Source organism: Chitinophaga sedimenti (assembly GCF_023156195.1).
Lineage (GTDB): Bacteria > Bacteroidota > Bacteroidia > Chitinophagales > Chitinophagaceae > Chitinophaga > Chitinophaga sedimenti.
In genome coordinates this window covers 6314663-6331042 of sequence record NZ_JAKUKA010000001.1, presented here as the reverse complement: position 1 = coordinate 6331042, position 16380 = coordinate 6314663, and the positions used below count along the sequence as shown (strand labels likewise).

The following is a 16380-nucleotide window of genomic DNA, read 5'->3' as shown; positions in this document are numbered from 1 at the left end:
CTTATTTGCGGGTTCTTACTTCCAGAGATTGTCAGGGTATTCGCCTGCCTGTACCAGTGTGTTCAGGGAAGCCTGCACACCCGGCGCATCTTCTTTGTAAGTAACGCCAAACCACTGTGCAGTAGTCGGGATCACGTTTACTACACCACCACCGGCGCCGATGAACTGGTCAACCACCAGCGGGATGAAGAACTCAGATTTCGCTTCGTTGCGGTGCTTCTCCAGAAAGTTCTGGAACAATTTCTCGCTCAGCGGGAATACAGAAGGATGGAACGCGAAGAAGTTCATGGATACGATGGTGTTGGGCGACAGCTCATGCTTGGCGCCTTCGGCGTCTTCGAACTGGATTTTACCATCTTCTACCGCGATCTTCGTCCGCTCGTTGATGGAAGCCAGGTTGCTGTTCGCATCTACCTCGCAAACGCCACGGGATACAGAACCGTGCTCGCTTACAGTTTTACCCAGTTCGTAACCGATCAGGGCATATGTATTAGTGTTTACATCGTTTTTCAGGAAAGCTGCTGCCTTCTCGAACGCATCGCGACCGTAGAAGTCATCGGCGTTGATCACCGCAAAAGGCTCGTTGATCGCGTCTTTAGCGCAAAGAACAGCGTGAGCGGTACCCCAGGGTTTAGTCCTGTCGGCAGGTACTTCGAAGCCCTGCATGTACGCGCCCATTTCCTGGAAAACGTAGTCAGTAGCCACTTTACCTTTCAGCTTAGGCTCAAAAATCTCTTTAAATTCTGCTGCAAACTCCTTACGTATGATGAATACGATTTTGCCAAAACCCGCGCGGATAGCGTCGTAGATAGAATAATCAACGATCGTTTCTCCACTGGGGCCAAACTTCTGGATTTGCTTCAAACTGCCGTAACGGCTTGCCATACCGGCAGCAAGGATTAATAACGTAGGTTGCATTTGTTGATATTAGTTTATAATTTTCACGCTTTCTTTGAATATCGGGGGCTAAATTTAATCATTAAAACTTTTTGATCTATTTCTTTTTCCAGGACGACATTATTTATTATAACCATAATATAACAGATGAACAAATTAATCGTGACCGGAGCCCTGCTACTTCAGCTGGTAGCGCCCGCGTATGCACAACAAAAAACGGACCCGAAAGAAATCCACGATAAAATGCAATGGTTCGCCGACGCTAAACTCGGCATCTTTATCCATTGGGGCATTTATGCAGTGAACGGGATAGACGAGTCATGGTCATTCCACAACCGGAAAATCAGTCACCCGGAATACATGAAACAACTCAAAGGCTTTACTGCAAAGAATTACGACCCGCAGGCATGGGCCGATCTGATCAAAGAATCGGGTGCCCGGTATGCAGTTATTACTACCAAGCATCACGATGGCGTAGCCCTGTGGAATACGAAGTTTGGGAAGCTCGACGTGGTAAAGGCCACACCCGCCAAACGCGATCTGCTTACCCCCTTTTTTGCCGCCATCCGCAAAAACGGTATCAAGGCAGGGGCGTATTATTCGCTGCTGGACTGGACAAACAACGACTATCCCGCTTCCTAAAGGACAGCAGCCGTTATGATATTAAAAAGGACCCGGTCCGCTGGCAGAAGTTCATGGCCTTTAATAACGGGCAGATGAACGAGATCGCCACGAAATTTAATCCCGACCTGTGGTGGTTCGATGGCGACTGGGAACGCAGCGCAGATGAATGGAACGCCCCCGGCATCCGCAAAATGCTGCTGGGCCATAACCCGAACACGATCATCAACGGGCGCCTTACCGGTTACGGTGATTACGATACGCCGGAACAGAACTTCCCCGTAGTGCGCCCGCAATTTCACTGGTGGGAACTGTGCATGACCATCAACAACAACTGGGGATACCAGCCGCAGGACACCAACTGGAAAACACCTTACGAAGTGATTACTATTTTTGCGGATGCGATCAGCAATGGCGGTAATATGTTGCTGGACATTGGTCCCAAAGAAGACGGCACCATCCCCCGCAACAGGTAAATGTGCTCAAAGAACTCGGCGCCTGGAACAAGAAGCACGATAAAGCGATCTTCGGCACCATTGCCGGCCTGCCACAGGGACATTTCTACGGGCCGTCAACGATGGCTAAAGATTCTGCCACTTTATATTTATTCATCGCAGGTAATACCACCGGCCCGGTAATGATCAAAGGGCTCGACAACAAGATCCAACGTGTAACGGTAGTAGGCAATGGTGCGGCTTTAACACCTAAGATCGTGGGTAAAATTTCCTGGAGCCCCGTACCAGGACTGGTGTACATCGACATCCCGGCTAACGTGCAGGATAAGTACATGACCGTACTGGAAGTAAAACTGGACAAACCCGTTAAGTTATACCGCGGAAAAGGCGGATTAAATTAATCTATATGAAGAAGATTTTTGCGCCGTTAGTGGCGTTGTTATTAGGCTTTAACGCCTACTCCCAGCAACAGCCGTCGCTGATGCCACAACCACAATCGGTGGAGATGCAGACCGGCAGTTTTACCCTGAATGCGGCATCCCACATCGGGCTAACCGCCGCCACCGTACCGTTCGGCGATATGTTCAACGAATTCCTGAAGGCGAACTATAACTTTAAATTGCCCAGGGCAAAAGCTGTTGGCAGTGTTTCTTTTGAAGAGGATAAAAGTTTGCCGGAGGAAGGCTATGAACTGAAAGTGACCAGTAAGGGCATCAGCCTGAAAGGCAACGGTGCCGGGCTTTTCTACGGATTACAAACTTTACAGCAATTGTTCCCCGCCGGCAAAGCAACGGTTCCTGCCATTACGATCAAAGACGCGCCCCGCTTTACACACCGCGGACTGATGCTGGATGTGGGCCGTCACTTTTTCCCCGCATCGTACATTAAACAGTACATCGATGTGATGGCGCAGTATAAATTCAACCGCTTTCACTGGCACCTCACGGAAGACCAGGGGCTGGCGTATCGAAATAAAAAGGTATCCGCGCCTCCAATCTGTGGCATCAGTGCGCAAACAAACAGTGGTAGGCCACGCCGGCCGCAGCCGTGAGTACGATGGCGTGCCGCATGGCGGCTACTACACCCAGGAAGAGGTGAAAGATATCGTGAAATACGCGGCCGACCGCTTTATCACCGTGGTACCGGAAATTGAAATGCCCGGTCACGCTACGGCTGCACTGGCGGCTTATCCTTACCTGGGTTGCACGGGCGGTCCATATGAAGTAGGTACTACCTTTGGCGTGATGCGCGAAGTGTATTGCGCGGGTAACGATAGTGTATACGCCTTCCTGGAAAACGTGCTGGACGAGGTACTGCCACTGTTCCCCAGCAAGTACATTCACATTGGTGGCGACGAATGTCCGAAAGACCGCTGGAAAACCTGTCCCAAATGCCAGGGGCGCATGAAAGCGCTGGGCTTAAAAGACGAGCATGAACTGCAAAGCTACTTTATCAACCGCATGGAAAAGTACCTGAACAGCAAAGGCCGCAGCATCATTGGCTGGGACGAAATACTGGAAGGCGGCCTGGCCCCGAATGCCACTGTCATGAGCTGGAGAGGCGAAGCGGGTGGTATCGAGGCCGCGAAACAAAAACATGATGTGATCATGACGCCGAACACTTACCTGTACCTCGATTACTACCAGGGCAATCCAGCTGCGGAACCGCTGAACATCGGCGGTTACCTGCCGCTCAAAACCGTATATGGTTACGAGCCGCTGCCGAAAGACCTTACACCGGAAGAACAAAAACACATCATCGGCATACAGGGAAACATCTGGACGGAATACATCAAAGACGGCCAGTTCGCCGACTACATGACCTATCCGCGTGCACTGGCCGTGGCGGAAATTGCCTGGTCGCCCGCCGGTAAAAAGAACTACGATGCGTTCCTCGCCGCCCTGCCCGCCCAGCTGGCGCGGCTCGACAAACAAGGCGTTAACTTCCGTATTCCTGAACCACTGGGACTGGAAAACGGCGTCACCGACAAACCGGAAGCCACCGTTACTTTACACCCCATGGTAGCCGGCGCGAAACTGTTGTACAGCATAGATGGCAGCGAGCCTTCGATCCCTTACACCGGCGCGGTGAAAATCCCTTTAGCGGATAAAGAAAGCAAAACGCTGAAAGTAACGACCGTCACGGCCACCGGCAGAAAGAGCGCGGCCTATACGGCTACGTTCCTGCGCAGGGCTTATCAACCGGCGTTGACGGTAACGCCCGGGGCCAAAGGTGTGAAACGCGAACTGTTCAACACCCGCGTGCGCAAGGCGGCAGATTTGAACAACAAAACCGCTGATTCCGTAGCTGCTGTGCCCACCTTCGACATCCGTCCGTTTAGTGCAAAAGATGTTTACGGCGTTACGTTCTCCGGCCTCTTTAACGCGGAAACCGATGCGCTGTACGAATTTAAAACGTCCAGCGACGACGGTTCCCTGCTCTATATTGATGACGAGCTGATCGTAGACAACGACGGCGAACATGGCACGATCGAAAAAGCAGGACTGGTACCCTTGAAGAAGGGCTATCATAAAATAAAAGTGCAGTTCTTTAATGCGGGCGGCGCACAACAACTGATCGTTACCGCCGGTGTGAAAGGCAAACAAAGTATTAACTTGCGCAATGTGCTGTTTATGGCGCAGTAAGTTAAGATGAGCAAGCTGATTCAAACATTTCATACAACATGGCTGCCGGATATGATTTCGGCAGCCATGTTACGTTTAGACCGGGTGCATCCTGAAATACAGGGCAACAAATGGTTTAAGCTGAAGTACAACTTACAGGCAGCGGAGCGGACAGGTAAAAAGCAACTGCTCACGTTCGGCGGCGCATATTCCAATCACATCGCCGCTACTGCCGCGGCCTGCAGGATGATAGGCTGGCCCTGTATCGGGGTGATCCGCGGCGAGCGGCCGCCGGTGCTGAGTCATACGCTGATCCAAGCGGAGGCAGATGGCATGGAGTTGCAATTTATTTCAAGAGAAGCGTACCGCCACAAAACACAGGTGGGCTGGGAAACGCTGTACCCCGATCATTACATCATTCCGGAAGGCGGCCACAACGTATTAGGCGCATTAGGCTGTGAAGAAATTGCCGCCAGCCTGAATCCTGGTCCGCAAACGCCCGCTGCTGATTATACCCACCTGCTTTGCCCGGTGGGCACCGGTACCACCCTGGCCGGCATCATTAACGCCACGCAGGGCGCGGAAGTAATCGGCATCAGCGCACTCAAAGGCGCTACCTCGCTGGATGACGACGTGCAGGCGCTGTTAAAACCCGGCCATAACCCTAACTGGCGCATCTTTCATAACTTTCACGAAGGCGGGTACGGAAAAATTACGCCTGCCGTGATCGATTTTATGAATGCATTTTATACAGAAACAAGTATTCCGCTCGACGTTGTATATACCGCCAAAATGATGCTGGCCTTCAGAAAACTGGCGCTGGACATGTATTTCCCGGCAGGGTCGGTAGTGAGGCTGGTGCATACGGGGGCTTGCAGGGCAATCTTTCGCTGGCCCCCGGCGTTCTATGCTTTTAGCACGGTGTTCACTATATTTGAACAACTGTATGTATTTTTGCCAACTTATAGATTGAATGGTTTTAATTGTATGAAGCAGATTGTCAGATTACTATTCGCTGCGGGAATCCTAATTTTAAGTAACACGACGGTAAAGGCCCAGATCGCCAACCCGCCGGTATTGCCCAATTTCAGGCCCTGATCAAAACCGGCAAAATCCAGCTGGACTTTATCTCGGGTTTCCGGGGCGTACAACAAATCGGCGTACAACGCTCGCTCGATAGTGTCCTGAACTTCAATACAATAGGCTACATTGCCGACCCCAACGGGTTCCGCGGCAGTTATACGGATAACAAACCCCTGCCCGGTAAAAACTATTACCGCCTGCTCGTGACCTTCACCACCGGCCGTTTCCTGTACACCAAAACGATCCTGGCCGTAGAAGACAGCACCATCAATGCCAACACGAAACTGTCGGCCACCGATATACAGGCGATGACAAAAACCGGCAACCCTGCCGCGGGTGAAAAAAGGAGCCGGTTATTCCCTGGAAGCCTTCCAACTATATATATACCACTGCCGACGGCAACATCAACATCAAACTGCCGGAAGCACCCAAAAAGAAATACAAGGTTAAATTCTTCGAGGCCAACGGCGCCCCGCTGTTTGAAATAGAAGACGTAACCGAACCGTTCCTTATCATCGAAAAGGCCATTTTCCTGCACGCCGGCTGGTTCAACTTCGAAATTACCGAAGAAGGCAAACTCCTCGAAAAATGGAATTTCTACATCCCGCTTAACTACAAATCTTAATACGGCAGAGCCGGGATCATGGTCCCGGCTTTTTCTTTTCCATTCAACCGCCGTTGCATCGCACACTTCCACAGCATTACAAGCCCAGGCAAAGGGCAGGTAAAGGGCAGTTAAAGGGCAGGCAAAGGGCCCAGGTGGCTCTCAGCAAGCTTTCAGGAGGCTTCATTGGGGCAAAACCCGTGTAAATACTATGGTTTCGGGCATGTTCAAAATAGTAAGCCCTTAGACCATTCTAAGAGGATCCTTCGCTGATCCTTCGCTCATCCTATGCTCAAAAGGCTGTGGTGGCGGTTTTAACGTAGGATGAGCGAAGGATCAGCGAAAGAGGTAGTAAGGATGGTATATGGATGCGCTGTCGCTGAAGTGTGCGACGCAACGGCGGCTGAAGAAAGGGTAAAAGCCGGCTACATAACCATATCGGCGCCGAAAATTTCGCCGAAGTACTTGACGATCAGCGATTTTACTTCATTTTCATCCACAGGGCGGCCCAATTCTTTATCGAGGGAGGCCACCTGTTTGTCCGCAATACCGCATGCCACGATGTTGCCGAAATAGCCCAGATCGGTGTTAACGTTTAAAGCGAAGCCGTGCATCGTTACCCAGCGGCTGCAGCGGATACCCATCGCGCATATTTTCCGGGCTTTACCGGGCACATCTGGATCCAGCCATACACCGGTCTCCCCGGGTGAACGGCCGGCCACGATACCATAATCCGCCAGGGTGCGGATAATCACCTCCTCGAGGAAACGGAGGTATTTGCCGATATCGGTGAAAAAGTATTCGAGGTCGATAACCGGGTAGCCCACCACCTGGCCCGGGCCATGAAAGGTGATATCGCCGCCGCGGTTGGTATTAATGAAGCGGATCCCCCGGGCTTCGAGCTGGGCGTCGGAGATGAGCAGGTTTTCGATATGACCGCTTTTGCCAAGGGTATACACGGGCGGATGCTCGCAAAAAGCAGGTGATTTAGGGTTTTTCCCCGTTATCACGCTCGTTCCGGCGGGCGGTTTTAATGCGTACATTATCCTGTAACAGCGACTCCTGGTAACCCCGGGCTGTATCGTAAGCTATTGTCCCGAGGTCCTTTACCCTTATCTGCGTCATAACCATGCTCAATTTGAGGCATCAAAATTAACTAATAATCCGCATTACGTACCTTTGCAAAAATTTAGACTACATGACCGACGAAATGCTGGAGCTGGAAGACGAACTGGATAACGGGGAAGGCAGCGAGGAAATATATGAGCGCATCAATATGGTGGTGGACAAAGGCCAGAACCTTTGCGCATCGACAAGTTCCTGCTGACCCGCATTCAGCACGCTACCCGCAATAAAATTCAGCAGGCTATAGAAAATGAGATGGTCACCGTAAACGACAAAACGGTGAAGTCCAACTATAAAATCCGCCCGCTGGACAGAATCATCGTACTCTCCAACAAAAGCCCCGAGCATACGGAGATTTTGCCCGAAGACATGCCCCTGAACATCGTTTATGAGGATGAGGACATCATGATCATCAACAAACCGGCGGGATTGGTGGTGCATCCGGGCAGCGGCAACTATACCGGCACCCTGGTAAACGGCCTGGCCTATTACCTGAACGAAGATAAAACCCAGCCCATCCCGGATATTCCCCGGTTTGGCCTGGTACACCGCATCGATAAAAATACCACGGGACTGCTGGCGATCGCCAAAACCGAAAAGGCGATGACGGACCTGGCCAAACAGTTTGCGGCGCATACCGTACAACGCCGGTACATGGCACTGGTATGGGGCAATTTCGATGAAGACGAAGGTACCGTAGAAGCCCACGTAGGCAGGCACCAACGCTTCCGGAAGATCATGACGGCCTACCCGGATGGGGAATACGGCAAAGAGGCGATCACGCATTACAAGGTGCTGGAGCGTTTCAATTATGTGACCCTGGTGGAATGCAGGCTGGAAACCGGTCGTACCCACCAGATAAGGGTGCATATGCAGCATATCGGCCATTCGCTGTTTAACGACGATAGCTATGGCGGCAACCGCATTGCAAAAGGTACCGTGTTCACAAAGTATAAACAATTTGTAGACAACTGTTTCGAGGTGATGCCGCGGCATGCCCTGCACGCCCGGACCCTTGGATTTATTCACCCCCGCACCCGCAAGCCGGTACACTTTGAGAGTGAATTGCCGGAAGATTTCACCGCTGTATTAGAAAAATGGAGGCGGTACTCAAACGCCCGCACCTGATAAAAAGGCCCCGTGGATAAAATTATCGCGGGGCCTTCTTTTTGTACACTATTTTGCATGAAACGCCGTTTAATAGCGGGTTTTCCCCAAGCGCACAGCAACTGTATCGAGTAATTATTTTATAGAAAACATTCCATATATCAAATATTCTGCTAATTTAGTGGAACCATTCTGTCAATGAAAAGCCTTTTGAAATACCTGCTATGCCTACTGCCATTGCTGTGCGGTGTTACTGCCAGCAAAGCAGCCCCACTCCTCACGAATTTCAAATGGAATTCTACTTGTCTGAACGATTCGATCAGCTTCAGGATTACCGACGATATAGACCAGATTGACTCTGTGAAATGGAACTTTGGCGACCCGGCATCGCTGGCGCTGGATTCCTCGAAGCGGGAAGAGGGCGCAGGCCACCGGTACAGGGCTGCAGGATCGTACACCGTTACCCTGATCGCTTTTCGTGGGGGCGTGGCAGATACAAGCACGCAGGTAATCACGATCGTACCGAAGAAAATAGTGGATATGGGGCCGGACGTGACGCTCTGTGAAAATGCGGCGCCTTATGTCATCACCGTAAATGTGGACCCGTCCACACCGCTTACCGGCCTCGAAGTCATTACCTGGCAGGATACTATTCCCGGCGGCCTCACTTACGATGTGACTGAAATGGCCACCTACCGCATACAGTTCGACGGCTGCCAGCCCGACGACTCCGTGAACGTTTTCTACTCTCCCATCCCCGACTTTGATCTCGGCCAGAACCTGAACCTCTGTACGGACGAACGCATCACACTGGACGCCACCGCGCAGAACGCAGACTATCTCTGGAGCACCGGCGAAACCACGCCTACGATCCTGGTAGACGGCAACCGGAGCGGCATGTATACCGTGGAGGCTACCATTACCGGTTGCGGCATATATCGCGATACGATCATCGTCAACTTCAGCGGCATGCCGCAAACATTTGACCTCGGCCCCGATACACTGCTGTGGGGGAAACGATTACCTTAAGGGCACAGGTAAACAATGCCACAGGCTATCGCTGGAACACCGGCGCCAGAACGCAGACCATTGATGTACGGACACGCAATGCTTACTGGGCATTGGTTACGACCAGCACGCCCATGGGTGTATGCGATGTGGTAGATACCATCAACGTTAATTATAATCCGCTCCGCGACGTAAATCTCGGTAACGACACCACGGTTTGTGTGGGCGAAGCACTGGTGCTCACCGCCAACTACGGCACGGGCAGTTACCTCTGGCAAGATGGCTCTAAACAGGCTACCTTTTATGTTGATTCGCCCGGTTATTATTATGTGCGTGCGCAGATCGGCCGCTGTGTTTCCACAGATACGATCCGCGTGAATTACGACGACACGCTGAAAGTGAACCTCGGTCCGGATACGACTATTTGCCGGCTCGACAGGTTCGTATTATATCCTAACGGCGCGGGCCTGCAGTTTAAGTGGCAGGACAGCACCTCGTCGCCCACCTACGCCGTAACAGCACCCGGCATTTACGCCGTGGTGGCCAGCAATACCTGCAACCGCGCGGTGGATTCGGTGGAAGTGAATTTCCAGCAATGCGATTGTACGTTCTATTTCCCAACAGGATTTAGTCCGAATAATGATGGATTGAATGATTACTTCCGGCCGGTGTACCGGTGTACGTTCGCGGATTACAAACTGTGGATTTATGATCGCTGGGGTAACCTGATTTTCTTCACCACTGATCCCACGGTGGCGTGGACGGGCACAGTGAACGGGAAGGCTGCGGCGGCATCGACGTATGTGTGGATCTCGGATTATAAAGATGCGACGACCGGGAAAGTGTATAACCAGCGGGGAACGGTTACTTTAATCAGATAATTGGAACGCCCGGGGTTAGCCGGGCGTTTTTTATTCCTGTGTATTTTCAAACTTACAACTCCGCAACGTCCGCTTCACAAACGCCATATCCACCGTCACCGTTTTCCGCTCATCTTCCTCAAACCCCAGCGTCACATCATCAAACACATTCGTTTTCAAATGCCAGTGTATCCACCCCACCGGGAAAGGATTAATCGTACCGTCGGTCGCGTGCGTCACTTTAATAATAACGGTGCTGTCGCGCACCTCATCTACCACTACTTTGCACTGCGCCAGCGGTAATTTCTTGAAATCGAAAGAGCTGGTTTTAATAAGCGTATCCAACAACTGCGGACAGGTTAACTCTTCAGGCGGTGGCGCTGCCAGGTGCGTGGTATCTACCATCTGTATGCCGGCAGATAACGGCGTATCTGTTTTGTTGTCGGAAGCCGGTCCGCCGCACGCGATCAGGCCCAGGAAAAGAAAACAAGGGAACAGGGATTTCATATATATATCTATTGCTTAAAGTCGAAGAATTTAGCGGTGAAGTCTGCAGTCTCCCGTTTTTTAAATGCCACGTCCCACGTGCCGGAATACGTGATCAGCGCGGGTACCAGCAGGTCGTTCACCTTGGTCATCTGCACCACCATGCGAACGTTAAAGTCGAACAGCGCAGTTTTGTAAGAGAGGGAATATTTACGGCCCACGATCTCCCAGGTTTCTTTATCGAAATAGGTGACCAGCTCATTAATGACAATTTCCGAGCGGTCCAGCCGGTTCAGGTTATCGCGCGGAATGGCGGAAAACACGTAACAATCTTTGCCGATGTACGACTGCGATGTAATCGAAAAGTTATACAACTTCATTACGTCCGGTGTAAAGATCGCTACTTTTTGTCCTACGATAGGCACACCGGATATCGGTTTGCCGGGATTAAAGATCAATTGCTTCAGCTGGCCTTTATGTTTCTCCATGCTGCCACGCCCCTTCTCTGTATCCTGGCCGTTATCGCATATTTTCCCCGTTGTAAAAAAGAGATTGGCGTAGAGTTCCGCCGTATAATAATTATAATTCTTCTTCGCGGTGTAGAAGTCGCCGGTCGTTTTTTCGTCCACTACCTCCATATGGCGGCAGATCCCTTCTACCACCTGGCGGGTATGGCTTTTCAGCGAAGCTTTTACCTCTTTCTTTTTAGAGAATATTTTGATGTCGTTATCCGCGGTAAAGCTCACCTGGCGCAGGTGTTTGAAAGCCATGTAGAAAGTCGTGTCTTCTTCTACCCTTTTGATGAAGCCCGCCACATCGAATCCGAAGCGCTTGGCTTTCACCACCACTTCGTCCAGGTTGACCGTCATGCCTTTATAGCGGGCGGTATCCTGCGCAAACATCGGAAGGCAACAGTGTAACAATAACAGGAAGAAAAGAATTTTTCGCATCGCGCAAATTTAAGAAATAATAAAGACCTGCCTGGTCCGGCACTATCATTCAAATTCCAGGCCAGCGCGGCGAAACGCCCGTAGACAGGGCGATGACGAAGAAGAGCGAACGGGAAAAAAGAAATGTTAAATTCAGGAACCGGTTACCTTGCCGGCCACATACATTTGTGTGAGGGTGGGTGTGGGACTGCCGCCTTTCTTTTCCAACGTAACGGCAAACATTTGCGCGTCGCCGGATACGGCTTTCATTTTCTGCAGATTTTTGGACAGGTCGCCCATTTCAAATACACCGGCATCCACGGGTTTACCGTCGATGATGGCCCACAGTTGGTATTGCTGATCTGCCTGTGGTTCGGGCAGGTTGTTGATGGAGATCATTACTTCCTGCGAAGCAGCATTCCAGAACACGGTTGCCTGGCGCTCGGGGTGCGACTTAGATACGTCGCCCATTTTCACCATGCGCGTACCGGGATTTTTTACCATCGCCAGCATGCGGTCGGATTCCTGGAACCTTGCCTGGAACAATTCGTTCTGGGCCTGCAGCGAGTGGTTATCTTCGAGCAGGGCTACATATTTATCTTTATACTCGTTGTATTGATTCAGGTAAAACACATTCGCAGCGGCGCTGGCAAGGAACAATACGACGGCTGCCGCAGTACCTATCTGCCAGAAACGCAGTTTCCGCACCGATGCACCACCACCTGTATTTTCAGGGGATTCGTCGTAAATGTAGCGGGGTTCATCCGTTACAACTGTCTGCAACGTACTGTCGGTAGTGTCATCTTCAATAAGCCGGAAAATCCTGCTCCTTAATTCTGTAGGAACAGGCTTCGCCTGTGCGGTCGCCACCATTTCCAGGTACCCGTCCATATCCCGCTCGCAGGCTTCCACCGCGGCTTTGACTTCCGGGTATTGCGCCATCGCAGCCCTCAGCTCCTGCGCTTCCTGAACGGAAGCGGAGCCTACTACGTAGCTCTCAATAATACCGGATGATATGTAACGTTGAACGTCCACTTTGCTTACTATTGTTTTAATATATTTCTTAACTGTATAATAGCGTTTCGCATTCTAGTTTTCACGGTACCCAACGGGATATCCAGCACCTTGGAAATTTCTTCCTGGGTACACCCTTTAAAGTAGGCCAGATCTATAATTACACGTTGCTCCTTGTTAAGCTTCTCTAACACCTTAACAAGTCCAAGATGATCCACTGACGGGTTGACGGTTAATTGACTCGCATTATGATATACGTCGCTATCAATGTCCTGGATTTTCTGTTCCAGCTTGTATGCTTTAGAGCGTAATGCATCAATGGCAGTGTTGCGTGCGATGTTCAGCATCCGGTGAAAAGGCGGCCCTTTTCAGCGTCATATTTCTCGATGCTGCGCCAGATTTTAACAAAGACCTCCGGAGGATGTCGCCGGCAATATTCTCTTCATTAATGACTTTCAGGACCACCCCATACAATGCCGGAGAGTAGTGATCGTACAAATAGCCGAAAATCTGCTGGTCCCGGGCCCTTAAGCCAGCTACCAGTTCGGATTCAGTATATGTTAGAGCGGATCCCAATTAAAAAGTCAATAATTTAGTGTCACTAAAATAAAGAAATAAATTACAATATGAAATATTTTTTTTTCCTTACTTCGGAAAACTCATCTTGTAATCTACCCGCACTTTTCCTTTAGAAATGTCATCCAGCTTGCTTTTCAACATTCTTTTCTTCAAAGGTTTCAGGTGATCGATGAACAGTTTTCCATCGATATGGTCATACTCATGGAAAATCACCCTGGCAGTAATGCCTGAATAGGTGTCTTCATGCGGTTGAAACTGCTCGTCCACGTAACGGATCGTCACCGTTTCCGGGCGATATACATCTTCCCGAACCTTTGGAATGCTCAGGCAACCTTCGTTGTACGCCCAGTCATCCCCCGGTTTCCACGATATGTGCATTGATAAACGCTTTTTTAACACCTTTTTCCGCCGGATATTCTTTCTTCTCCTCTTCATCCATGTTATCGAATATCTGCTCACTGTCGATCACGAATAAACGAATGGACTTGTTGATCTGGGGCGCTGCCAGGCCCACGCCGCTGGATGCGTACATGGTTTCCCACATGTTGGAGATCAGCTTTTCCAGTTCCGGGTAATCCGGGGTAATGTCTTTTGCTACTTCTCTTAAAACGGGGTGACCGTAAGCCACGATAGGTAATATCATTATAAAAAGTTGTTGTATTTAAGGTATTAAACCGCAAATGTAAATATTTGCAGGGAATTAAAATCCGCCCCCTGCGCCCGCAGGTACTCCTGCAGCAATATCGTGGCTGCAATTTCGTCCACCAGGCCTTTCTGCTGGCGGTCTTTTTTCTTTAAACCGCTGTCTATCATACTCTGGAAGGCCATTTTAGAGGTAAAGCGCTCGTCCATTTTTTTGATGGGTTTATCGGGGAAGTGTTTTTTCAATATCCGGATACATTCTTCTACAAGGGGCGTGCCGTGTGTCGCGGAGCCATCCAGGTTCTTCGGCTCTCCTATTACTATTAAGGCAACTTCCTCTGCTGCAAAATATTTTTTTAAGTAAGGAATCAGTTCGTGCGAGGGCACGGTGTCCAAACCACTGGCTATAATCTGCAAAGGGTCGGTCACCGCCAGCCCGGTGCGCTTTTTACCATAATCAATCGCCAGTATACGCGGCATATTTTCTTTTTCTTTTTAGGTTGATGGATTACCAGCCGATGATCAGCATATCAGCAATCGCAAATACGCCAAACACGACACTGGCAATGCCGTTCGTGGTCATAAATGCAATGTTTACGCGGCTCAGGTCATCCGGTTTTACCAGGCGGTGCTGCATCACCAGCATACCCACAAATACCGCGGCCCCGATCCAGTACAGCCAGTGGAAACCGCCCAGCAGCCCGATCGTGAGCACCAAAGCGCCCGCCACCATATGCAAACCTTCCGAAAAGCGCAGTGCGCCTGCTTTGCCCAGCCAGGCCGGGATAGAGTGCAGGTGCTGCGAACGGTCAAAATCCTCGTCCTGCAAAGAATAAATGATATCAAACCCCGATACCCAGCACAATACCAGCACCGACAGCAACACCGGCAGTACGGCAAACTGTCCTGTTACTGACAAATATGCCCCGATCGGCGCCAGCGACAGGCCCAAACCGAGTACCAGGTGACAAAGGGCGGTAAATTTCTTGGTATAGCTGTACCCCAGCACCACCAGCAACGCTACCGGCGACAGGAAAAAGCAAAGCCGGTTAATGAAAAAGGTGGTCGCCATAAACAGCAATACGTTCACGATCACGAAAATGAGCGCACTGTTGGCAGATATAATGCCGGCGGGAATCTCCCGCTTCGCCGTGCGCGGGTTACGTTTGTCGATCTCCACGTCCAACCAGCGGTTAAAGGCCATGGCGGCGCTGCGCGCAAATACCATACACATCACCACCTTCAGGAACAGGAGCCAGTCCAGCGAAGCGGCACCGGTGGTGGTCGCCAGGAAAAAGCCGATCATGGCGAACGGCATGGCGAAAATGGTGTGGCTGAACTTCACCAGTGATAAATAATTATTTACGGTTGCTTTAGCAGGCATCATCTAATGTTTTTAGGTTTCTCAGGCTTGCTGCGCCTTCAATTTGCAAAATATGTCCCACACCACTATACCGGTGCTCACGGATATGTTTAAAGAATGTTTCATGCCAGACTGCGGTATTTCTATACATCCGTCGGCAATTTTCATCACTTCGGCATCTACCCCGCTCACCTCGTTGCCGAACACCAGTGCCAGCGGTTTTTCCGCCGAGGGACGGAAAGCGTCCAGCATATGGCTGCCCTGGGCCTGCTCGATGGTAAAAATATCATAACCATTCGCCTTCAATTCGTTAACGGCCTCCATGGTGGTGGGAAAATACTGCCATTCCACAGTGTCGGTAGCGCCCAACGCGGTTTTCTGGATATCGCGGTGCGGGGGACCGGTGTATAACCGCAAAGCACGATCCCCTGTACCAGGAACGCGTCGGCCGTGCGGAACACGGAACCAACATTGTGCATGCTGCGTACATTATCGAGCACCAGCACCACGGGCGTTTTGTCGGCCGCCTTAAATTCGGCCACCGTTTTCCGGCCCAACTCCTCCATACTTAATTTTCGCATAAATGCAAAGATAGTTAATAGTTGATTGACCGCCTCGCCATCCCTATATTTGCGCCATGGCAAAAAGTAAATCGGAAGAAACACCCCTTATGCAGCAGCATAACGCTATCAAGGCTAAATATCCTGATGCCGTGCTGCTGTTCAGGGTCGGCGACTTTATGAAACATTTAATCAGGATGCGGTGATTGCAGCCAAAGTGCTGGGCATTGTGCTTACCAAAAGGGCCAATGGCTCCGCAGCTTTCATCGACCTGGCCGGATTTCCCCATCACTCGCTCGACACTTACCTCCATAAACTCGTCAAAGCCGGTTACCGCGTAGCGGTGTGCGACCAGCTCGAAGACCCCAAAACCGCCAAAGGCATCGTTAAACGCGGCGTAACAGAAATGGTGACGCCCGGTGT

The 16380-nt window shown here is 50.8% G+C and carries 24 protein-coding genes and 1 pseudogene; 11 read left to right on the top strand and 14 right to left on the bottom strand.

Going from position 1 to position 16380, the window contains the following annotated elements; genetic code table 11:
• Positions 1-15: 15 nt before the first annotated feature.
• A complete protein-coding gene (locus MKQ70_RS36725) occupies positions 16-918 on the bottom strand; it encodes a sugar phosphate nucleotidyltransferase (protein ID WP_248080726.1) in 903 nt (300 codons plus the stop codon).
• Between the two features lie 126 nt (positions 919-1044).
• Here MKQ70_RS36725 and MKQ70_RS40740 point away from each other — a divergent pair, with 126 nt between their 5' ends.
• The 6 genes from MKQ70_RS40740 (at position 1045) to MKQ70_RS36700 (ending at position 5695) form a co-directional block, all read left to right on the top strand.
• Positions 1045-1539, top strand: a complete 495-nt coding sequence (locus MKQ70_RS40740; protein WP_282456991.1) for an alpha-L-fucosidase — start codon at positions 1045-1047, stop codon at positions 1537-1539.
• Positions 1540-1613: 74 nt separating this feature from the next.
• Positions 1614-1994, top strand: a complete 381-nt coding sequence (locus tag MKQ70_RS40735; protein ID WP_372490072.1) for an alpha-L-fucosidase — start codon at positions 1614-1616, stop codon at positions 1992-1994.
• A gap of 2 nt (positions 1995-1996) precedes the next feature.
• Positions 1997-2374, top strand: a complete 378-nt coding sequence (locus tag MKQ70_RS36715) for a hypothetical protein (RefSeq protein ID WP_248080722.1) — start codon at positions 1997-1999, stop codon at positions 2372-2374.
• 5 nt (positions 2375-2379) lie between these two features.
• Positions 2380-3024, top strand: a complete 645-nt coding sequence (locus tag MKQ70_RS36710) for a glycoside hydrolase family 20 zincin-like fold domain-containing protein (RefSeq protein WP_248080709.1) — start codon at positions 2380-2382, stop codon at positions 3022-3024.
• The gene (locus MKQ70_RS41800) at positions 2981-4618 is read left to right on the top strand and encodes a family 20 glycosylhydrolase (RefSeq protein ID WP_248080706.1); all 1638 of its coding nucleotides are present in this window, start codon (positions 2981-2983) and stop codon (positions 4616-4618) included. The genes MKQ70_RS36710 and MKQ70_RS41800 overlap by 44 nt, the downstream gene beginning before the upstream one ends.
• 6 nt (positions 4619-4624) lie before the next feature.
• Complete coding sequence (locus MKQ70_RS36700; RefSeq protein WP_248080703.1) at positions 4625-5695, top strand: 1-aminocyclopropane-1-carboxylate deaminase/D-cysteine desulfhydrase; 1071 nt, start codon at positions 4625-4627, stop codon at positions 5693-5695.
• Between the two features lie 175 nt (positions 5696-5870).
• On the opposite strand, the gene MKQ70_RS36695 is transcribed toward MKQ70_RS36700, so the two are convergent.
• From MKQ70_RS36695 to MKQ70_RS36685, 3 genes are all read right to left on the bottom strand, one after another.
• Positions 5871-6218, bottom strand: a complete 348-nt coding sequence (locus MKQ70_RS36695) for a hypothetical protein (RefSeq protein WP_248080700.1) — start codon at positions 6216-6218, stop codon at positions 5871-5873.
• A gap of 491 nt (positions 6219-6709) precedes the next feature.
• Positions 6710-7243, bottom strand: a complete 534-nt coding sequence (lipB, locus tag MKQ70_RS36690) for a lipoyl(octanoyl) transferase LipB (protein WP_248080698.1) — start codon at positions 7241-7243, stop codon at positions 6710-6712.
• Positions 7244-7271: 28 nt separating this feature from the next.
• A complete protein-coding gene (locus MKQ70_RS36685) occupies positions 7272-7409 on the bottom strand; it encodes a hypothetical protein (protein WP_248080696.1) in 138 nt (45 codons plus the stop codon).
• A gap of 73 nt (positions 7410-7482) precedes the next feature.
• Here MKQ70_RS36685 and MKQ70_RS40720 point away from each other — a divergent pair, with 73 nt between their 5' ends.
• From MKQ70_RS40720 to MKQ70_RS36670, 4 genes are all read left to right on the top strand, one after another.
• Complete coding sequence (locus tag MKQ70_RS40720) at positions 7483-7611, top strand: hypothetical protein (protein ID WP_282456988.1); 129 nt, start codon at positions 7483-7485, stop codon at positions 7609-7611.
• Positions 7587-8537 carry an RluA family pseudouridine synthase gene (locus tag MKQ70_RS36680; RefSeq protein WP_248080694.1) on the top strand — a complete coding sequence of 317 codons (951 nt, stop codon included), beginning with the start codon at positions 7587-7589 and terminating at the stop codon, positions 8535-8537. The genes MKQ70_RS40720 and MKQ70_RS36680 overlap by 25 nt, the downstream gene beginning before the upstream one ends.
• Before the next feature lie 177 nt (positions 8538-8714).
• Positions 8715-9545, top strand: a complete 831-nt coding sequence (locus MKQ70_RS36675) for a PKD domain-containing protein (protein ID WP_248080691.1) — start codon at positions 8715-8717, stop codon at positions 9543-9545.
• The gene (locus MKQ70_RS36670) at positions 9524-10405 is read left to right on the top strand and encodes a T9SS type B sorting domain-containing protein (protein WP_248080678.1); all 882 of its coding nucleotides are present in this window, start codon (positions 9524-9526) and stop codon (positions 10403-10405) included. The genes MKQ70_RS36675 and MKQ70_RS36670 overlap by 22 nt, the downstream gene beginning before the upstream one ends.
• Positions 10406-10435: 30 nt before the next feature.
• Here the strand turns inward: MKQ70_RS36670 and MKQ70_RS36665 are convergent, their stop codons facing one another.
• The 10 genes from MKQ70_RS36665 to MKQ70_RS40700 form a co-directional block, all read right to left on the bottom strand.
• Positions 10436-10891: a hypothetical protein gene (locus tag MKQ70_RS36665; RefSeq protein WP_248080675.1), complete on the bottom strand. Its 456-nt coding sequence runs from the start codon at positions 10889-10891 to the stop codon at positions 10436-10438.
• An 8-nt stretch (positions 10892-10899) separates the two neighbouring features.
• On the bottom strand, positions 10900-11820 hold the full coding sequence (locus tag MKQ70_RS36660; protein WP_248080672.1) for a hypothetical protein: 921 nt from the start codon (positions 11818-11820) through the stop codon (positions 10900-10902).
• A 132-nt stretch (positions 11821-11952) separates the two neighbouring features.
• Positions 11953-12834: an anti-sigma factor gene (locus MKQ70_RS36655; protein WP_248080670.1), complete on the bottom strand. Its 882-nt coding sequence runs from the start codon at positions 12832-12834 to the stop codon at positions 11953-11955.
• 8 nt (positions 12835-12842) lie between these two features.
• Positions 12843-13160 (bottom strand): sigma-70 family RNA polymerase sigma factor, encoded by a 318-nt coding sequence (locus MKQ70_RS36650; RefSeq protein ID WP_248080667.1) that lies wholly within the window; start codon positions 13158-13160, stop codon positions 12843-12845.
• A gap of 298 nt (positions 13161-13458) precedes the next feature.
• A complete protein-coding gene (locus MKQ70_RS40715) occupies positions 13459-13770 on the bottom strand; it encodes a peptide deformylase (RefSeq protein ID WP_282456987.1) in 312 nt (103 codons plus the stop codon).
• Positions 13742-14035 carry a peptide deformylase gene (locus tag MKQ70_RS40710; RefSeq protein ID WP_282456986.1) on the bottom strand — a complete coding sequence of 98 codons (294 nt, stop codon included), beginning with the start codon at positions 14033-14035 and terminating at the stop codon, positions 13742-13744. Before MKQ70_RS40710 ends, MKQ70_RS40715 begins: the two co-directional genes overlap by 29 nt.
• A gap of 26 nt (positions 14036-14061) precedes the next feature.
• On the bottom strand, positions 14062-14514 hold the full coding sequence (gene ruvX / locus MKQ70_RS36640; RefSeq protein ID WP_248080664.1) for a Holliday junction resolvase RuvX: 453 nt from the start codon (positions 14512-14514) through the stop codon (positions 14062-14064).
• 28 nt (positions 14515-14542) lie between these two features.
• Positions 14543-15421, bottom strand: a complete 879-nt coding sequence (locus tag MKQ70_RS36635) for a UbiA-like polyprenyltransferase (RefSeq protein ID WP_248080661.1) — start codon at positions 15419-15421, stop codon at positions 14543-14545.
• A gap of 18 nt (positions 15422-15439) precedes the next feature.
• Positions 15440-15766, bottom strand: coding sequence for a TrmH family RNA methyltransferase (locus tag MKQ70_RS40705; protein ID WP_282456985.1), 327 nt, complete (start codon positions 15764-15766; stop codon positions 15440-15442).
• Entirely contained in the window at positions 15700-15978 is a 279-nt protein-coding gene (locus tag MKQ70_RS40700; protein WP_282456984.1) for a TrmH family RNA methyltransferase, read from the bottom strand. Before MKQ70_RS40700 ends, MKQ70_RS40705 begins: the two co-directional genes overlap by 67 nt.
• Positions 15979-16034: 56 nt before the next feature.
• On the opposite strand from MKQ70_RS40700, the pseudogene MKQ70_RS43145 reads away from it, so the two are divergent.
• Positions 16035-16333, top strand: a pseudogene (locus MKQ70_RS43145) (MutS N-terminal domain-containing protein); the annotation flags it as partial.
• Positions 16334-16380 lie beyond the last annotated feature (47 nt).

Excerpts from the sequence above, each read along its gene's own strand:
- MKQ70_RS36725 (WP_248080726.1), bottom strand. The coding sequence starts at position 918 with ATGCAACCTACGTTATTAATCCTTGCTGCCGGTATGGCAAGCCGTTAC.
- MKQ70_RS40740 (WP_282456991.1), top strand. The coding sequence starts at position 1,045 with ATGAACAAATTAATCGTGACCGGAGCCCTGCTACTTCAGCTGGTAGCG.
- MKQ70_RS40735 (WP_372490072.1), top strand. The coding sequence starts at position 1,614 with ATGAACGAGATCGCCACGAAATTTAATCCCGACCTGTGGTGGTTCGAT.
- MKQ70_RS36710 (WP_248080709.1), top strand. The coding sequence starts at position 2,380 with ATGAAGAAGATTTTTGCGCCGTTAGTGGCGTTGTTATTAGGCTTTAAC.
- MKQ70_RS36700 (WP_248080703.1), top strand. The coding sequence starts at position 4,625 with ATGAGCAAGCTGATTCAAACATTTCATACAACATGGCTGCCGGATATG.
- MKQ70_RS36685 (WP_248080696.1), bottom strand. The coding sequence starts at position 7,409 with ATGACGCAGATAAGGGTAAAGGACCTCGGGACAATAGCTTACGATACA.
- MKQ70_RS40720 (WP_282456988.1), top strand. The coding sequence starts at position 7,483 with ATGACCGACGAAATGCTGGAGCTGGAAGACGAACTGGATAACGGGGAA.
- MKQ70_RS36675 (WP_248080691.1), top strand. The coding sequence starts at position 8,715 with ATGAAAAGCCTTTTGAAATACCTGCTATGCCTACTGCCATTGCTGTGC.
- MKQ70_RS36665 (WP_248080675.1), bottom strand. The coding sequence starts at position 10,891 with ATGAAATCCCTGTTCCCTTGTTTTCTTTTCCTGGGCCTGATCGCGTGC.
- MKQ70_RS36660 (WP_248080672.1), bottom strand. The coding sequence starts at position 11,820 with ATGCGAAAAATTCTTTTCTTCCTGTTATTGTTACACTGTTGCCTTCCG.
- MKQ70_RS36650 (WP_248080667.1), bottom strand. The coding sequence starts at position 13,160 with ATGCTGAACATCGCACGCAACACTGCCATTGATGCATTACGCTCTAAA.
- MKQ70_RS40715 (WP_282456987.1), bottom strand. The coding sequence starts at position 13,770 with ATGCACATATCGTGGAAACCGGGGGATGACTGGGCGTACAACGAAGGT.
- MKQ70_RS40710 (WP_282456986.1), bottom strand. The coding sequence starts at position 14,035 with ATGATATTACCTATCGTGGCTTACGGTCACCCCGTTTTAAGAGAAGTA.
- ruvX (WP_248080664.1), bottom strand. The coding sequence starts at position 14,514 with ATGCCGCGTATACTGGCGATTGATTATGGTAAAAAGCGCACCGGGCTG.
- MKQ70_RS36635 (WP_248080661.1), bottom strand. The coding sequence starts at position 15,421 with ATGATGCCTGCTAAAGCAACCGTAAATAATTATTTATCACTGGTGAAG.
- MKQ70_RS40700 (WP_282456984.1), bottom strand. The coding sequence starts at position 15,978 with ATGCGAAAATTAAGTATGGAGGAGTTGGGCCGGAAAACGGTGGCCGAA.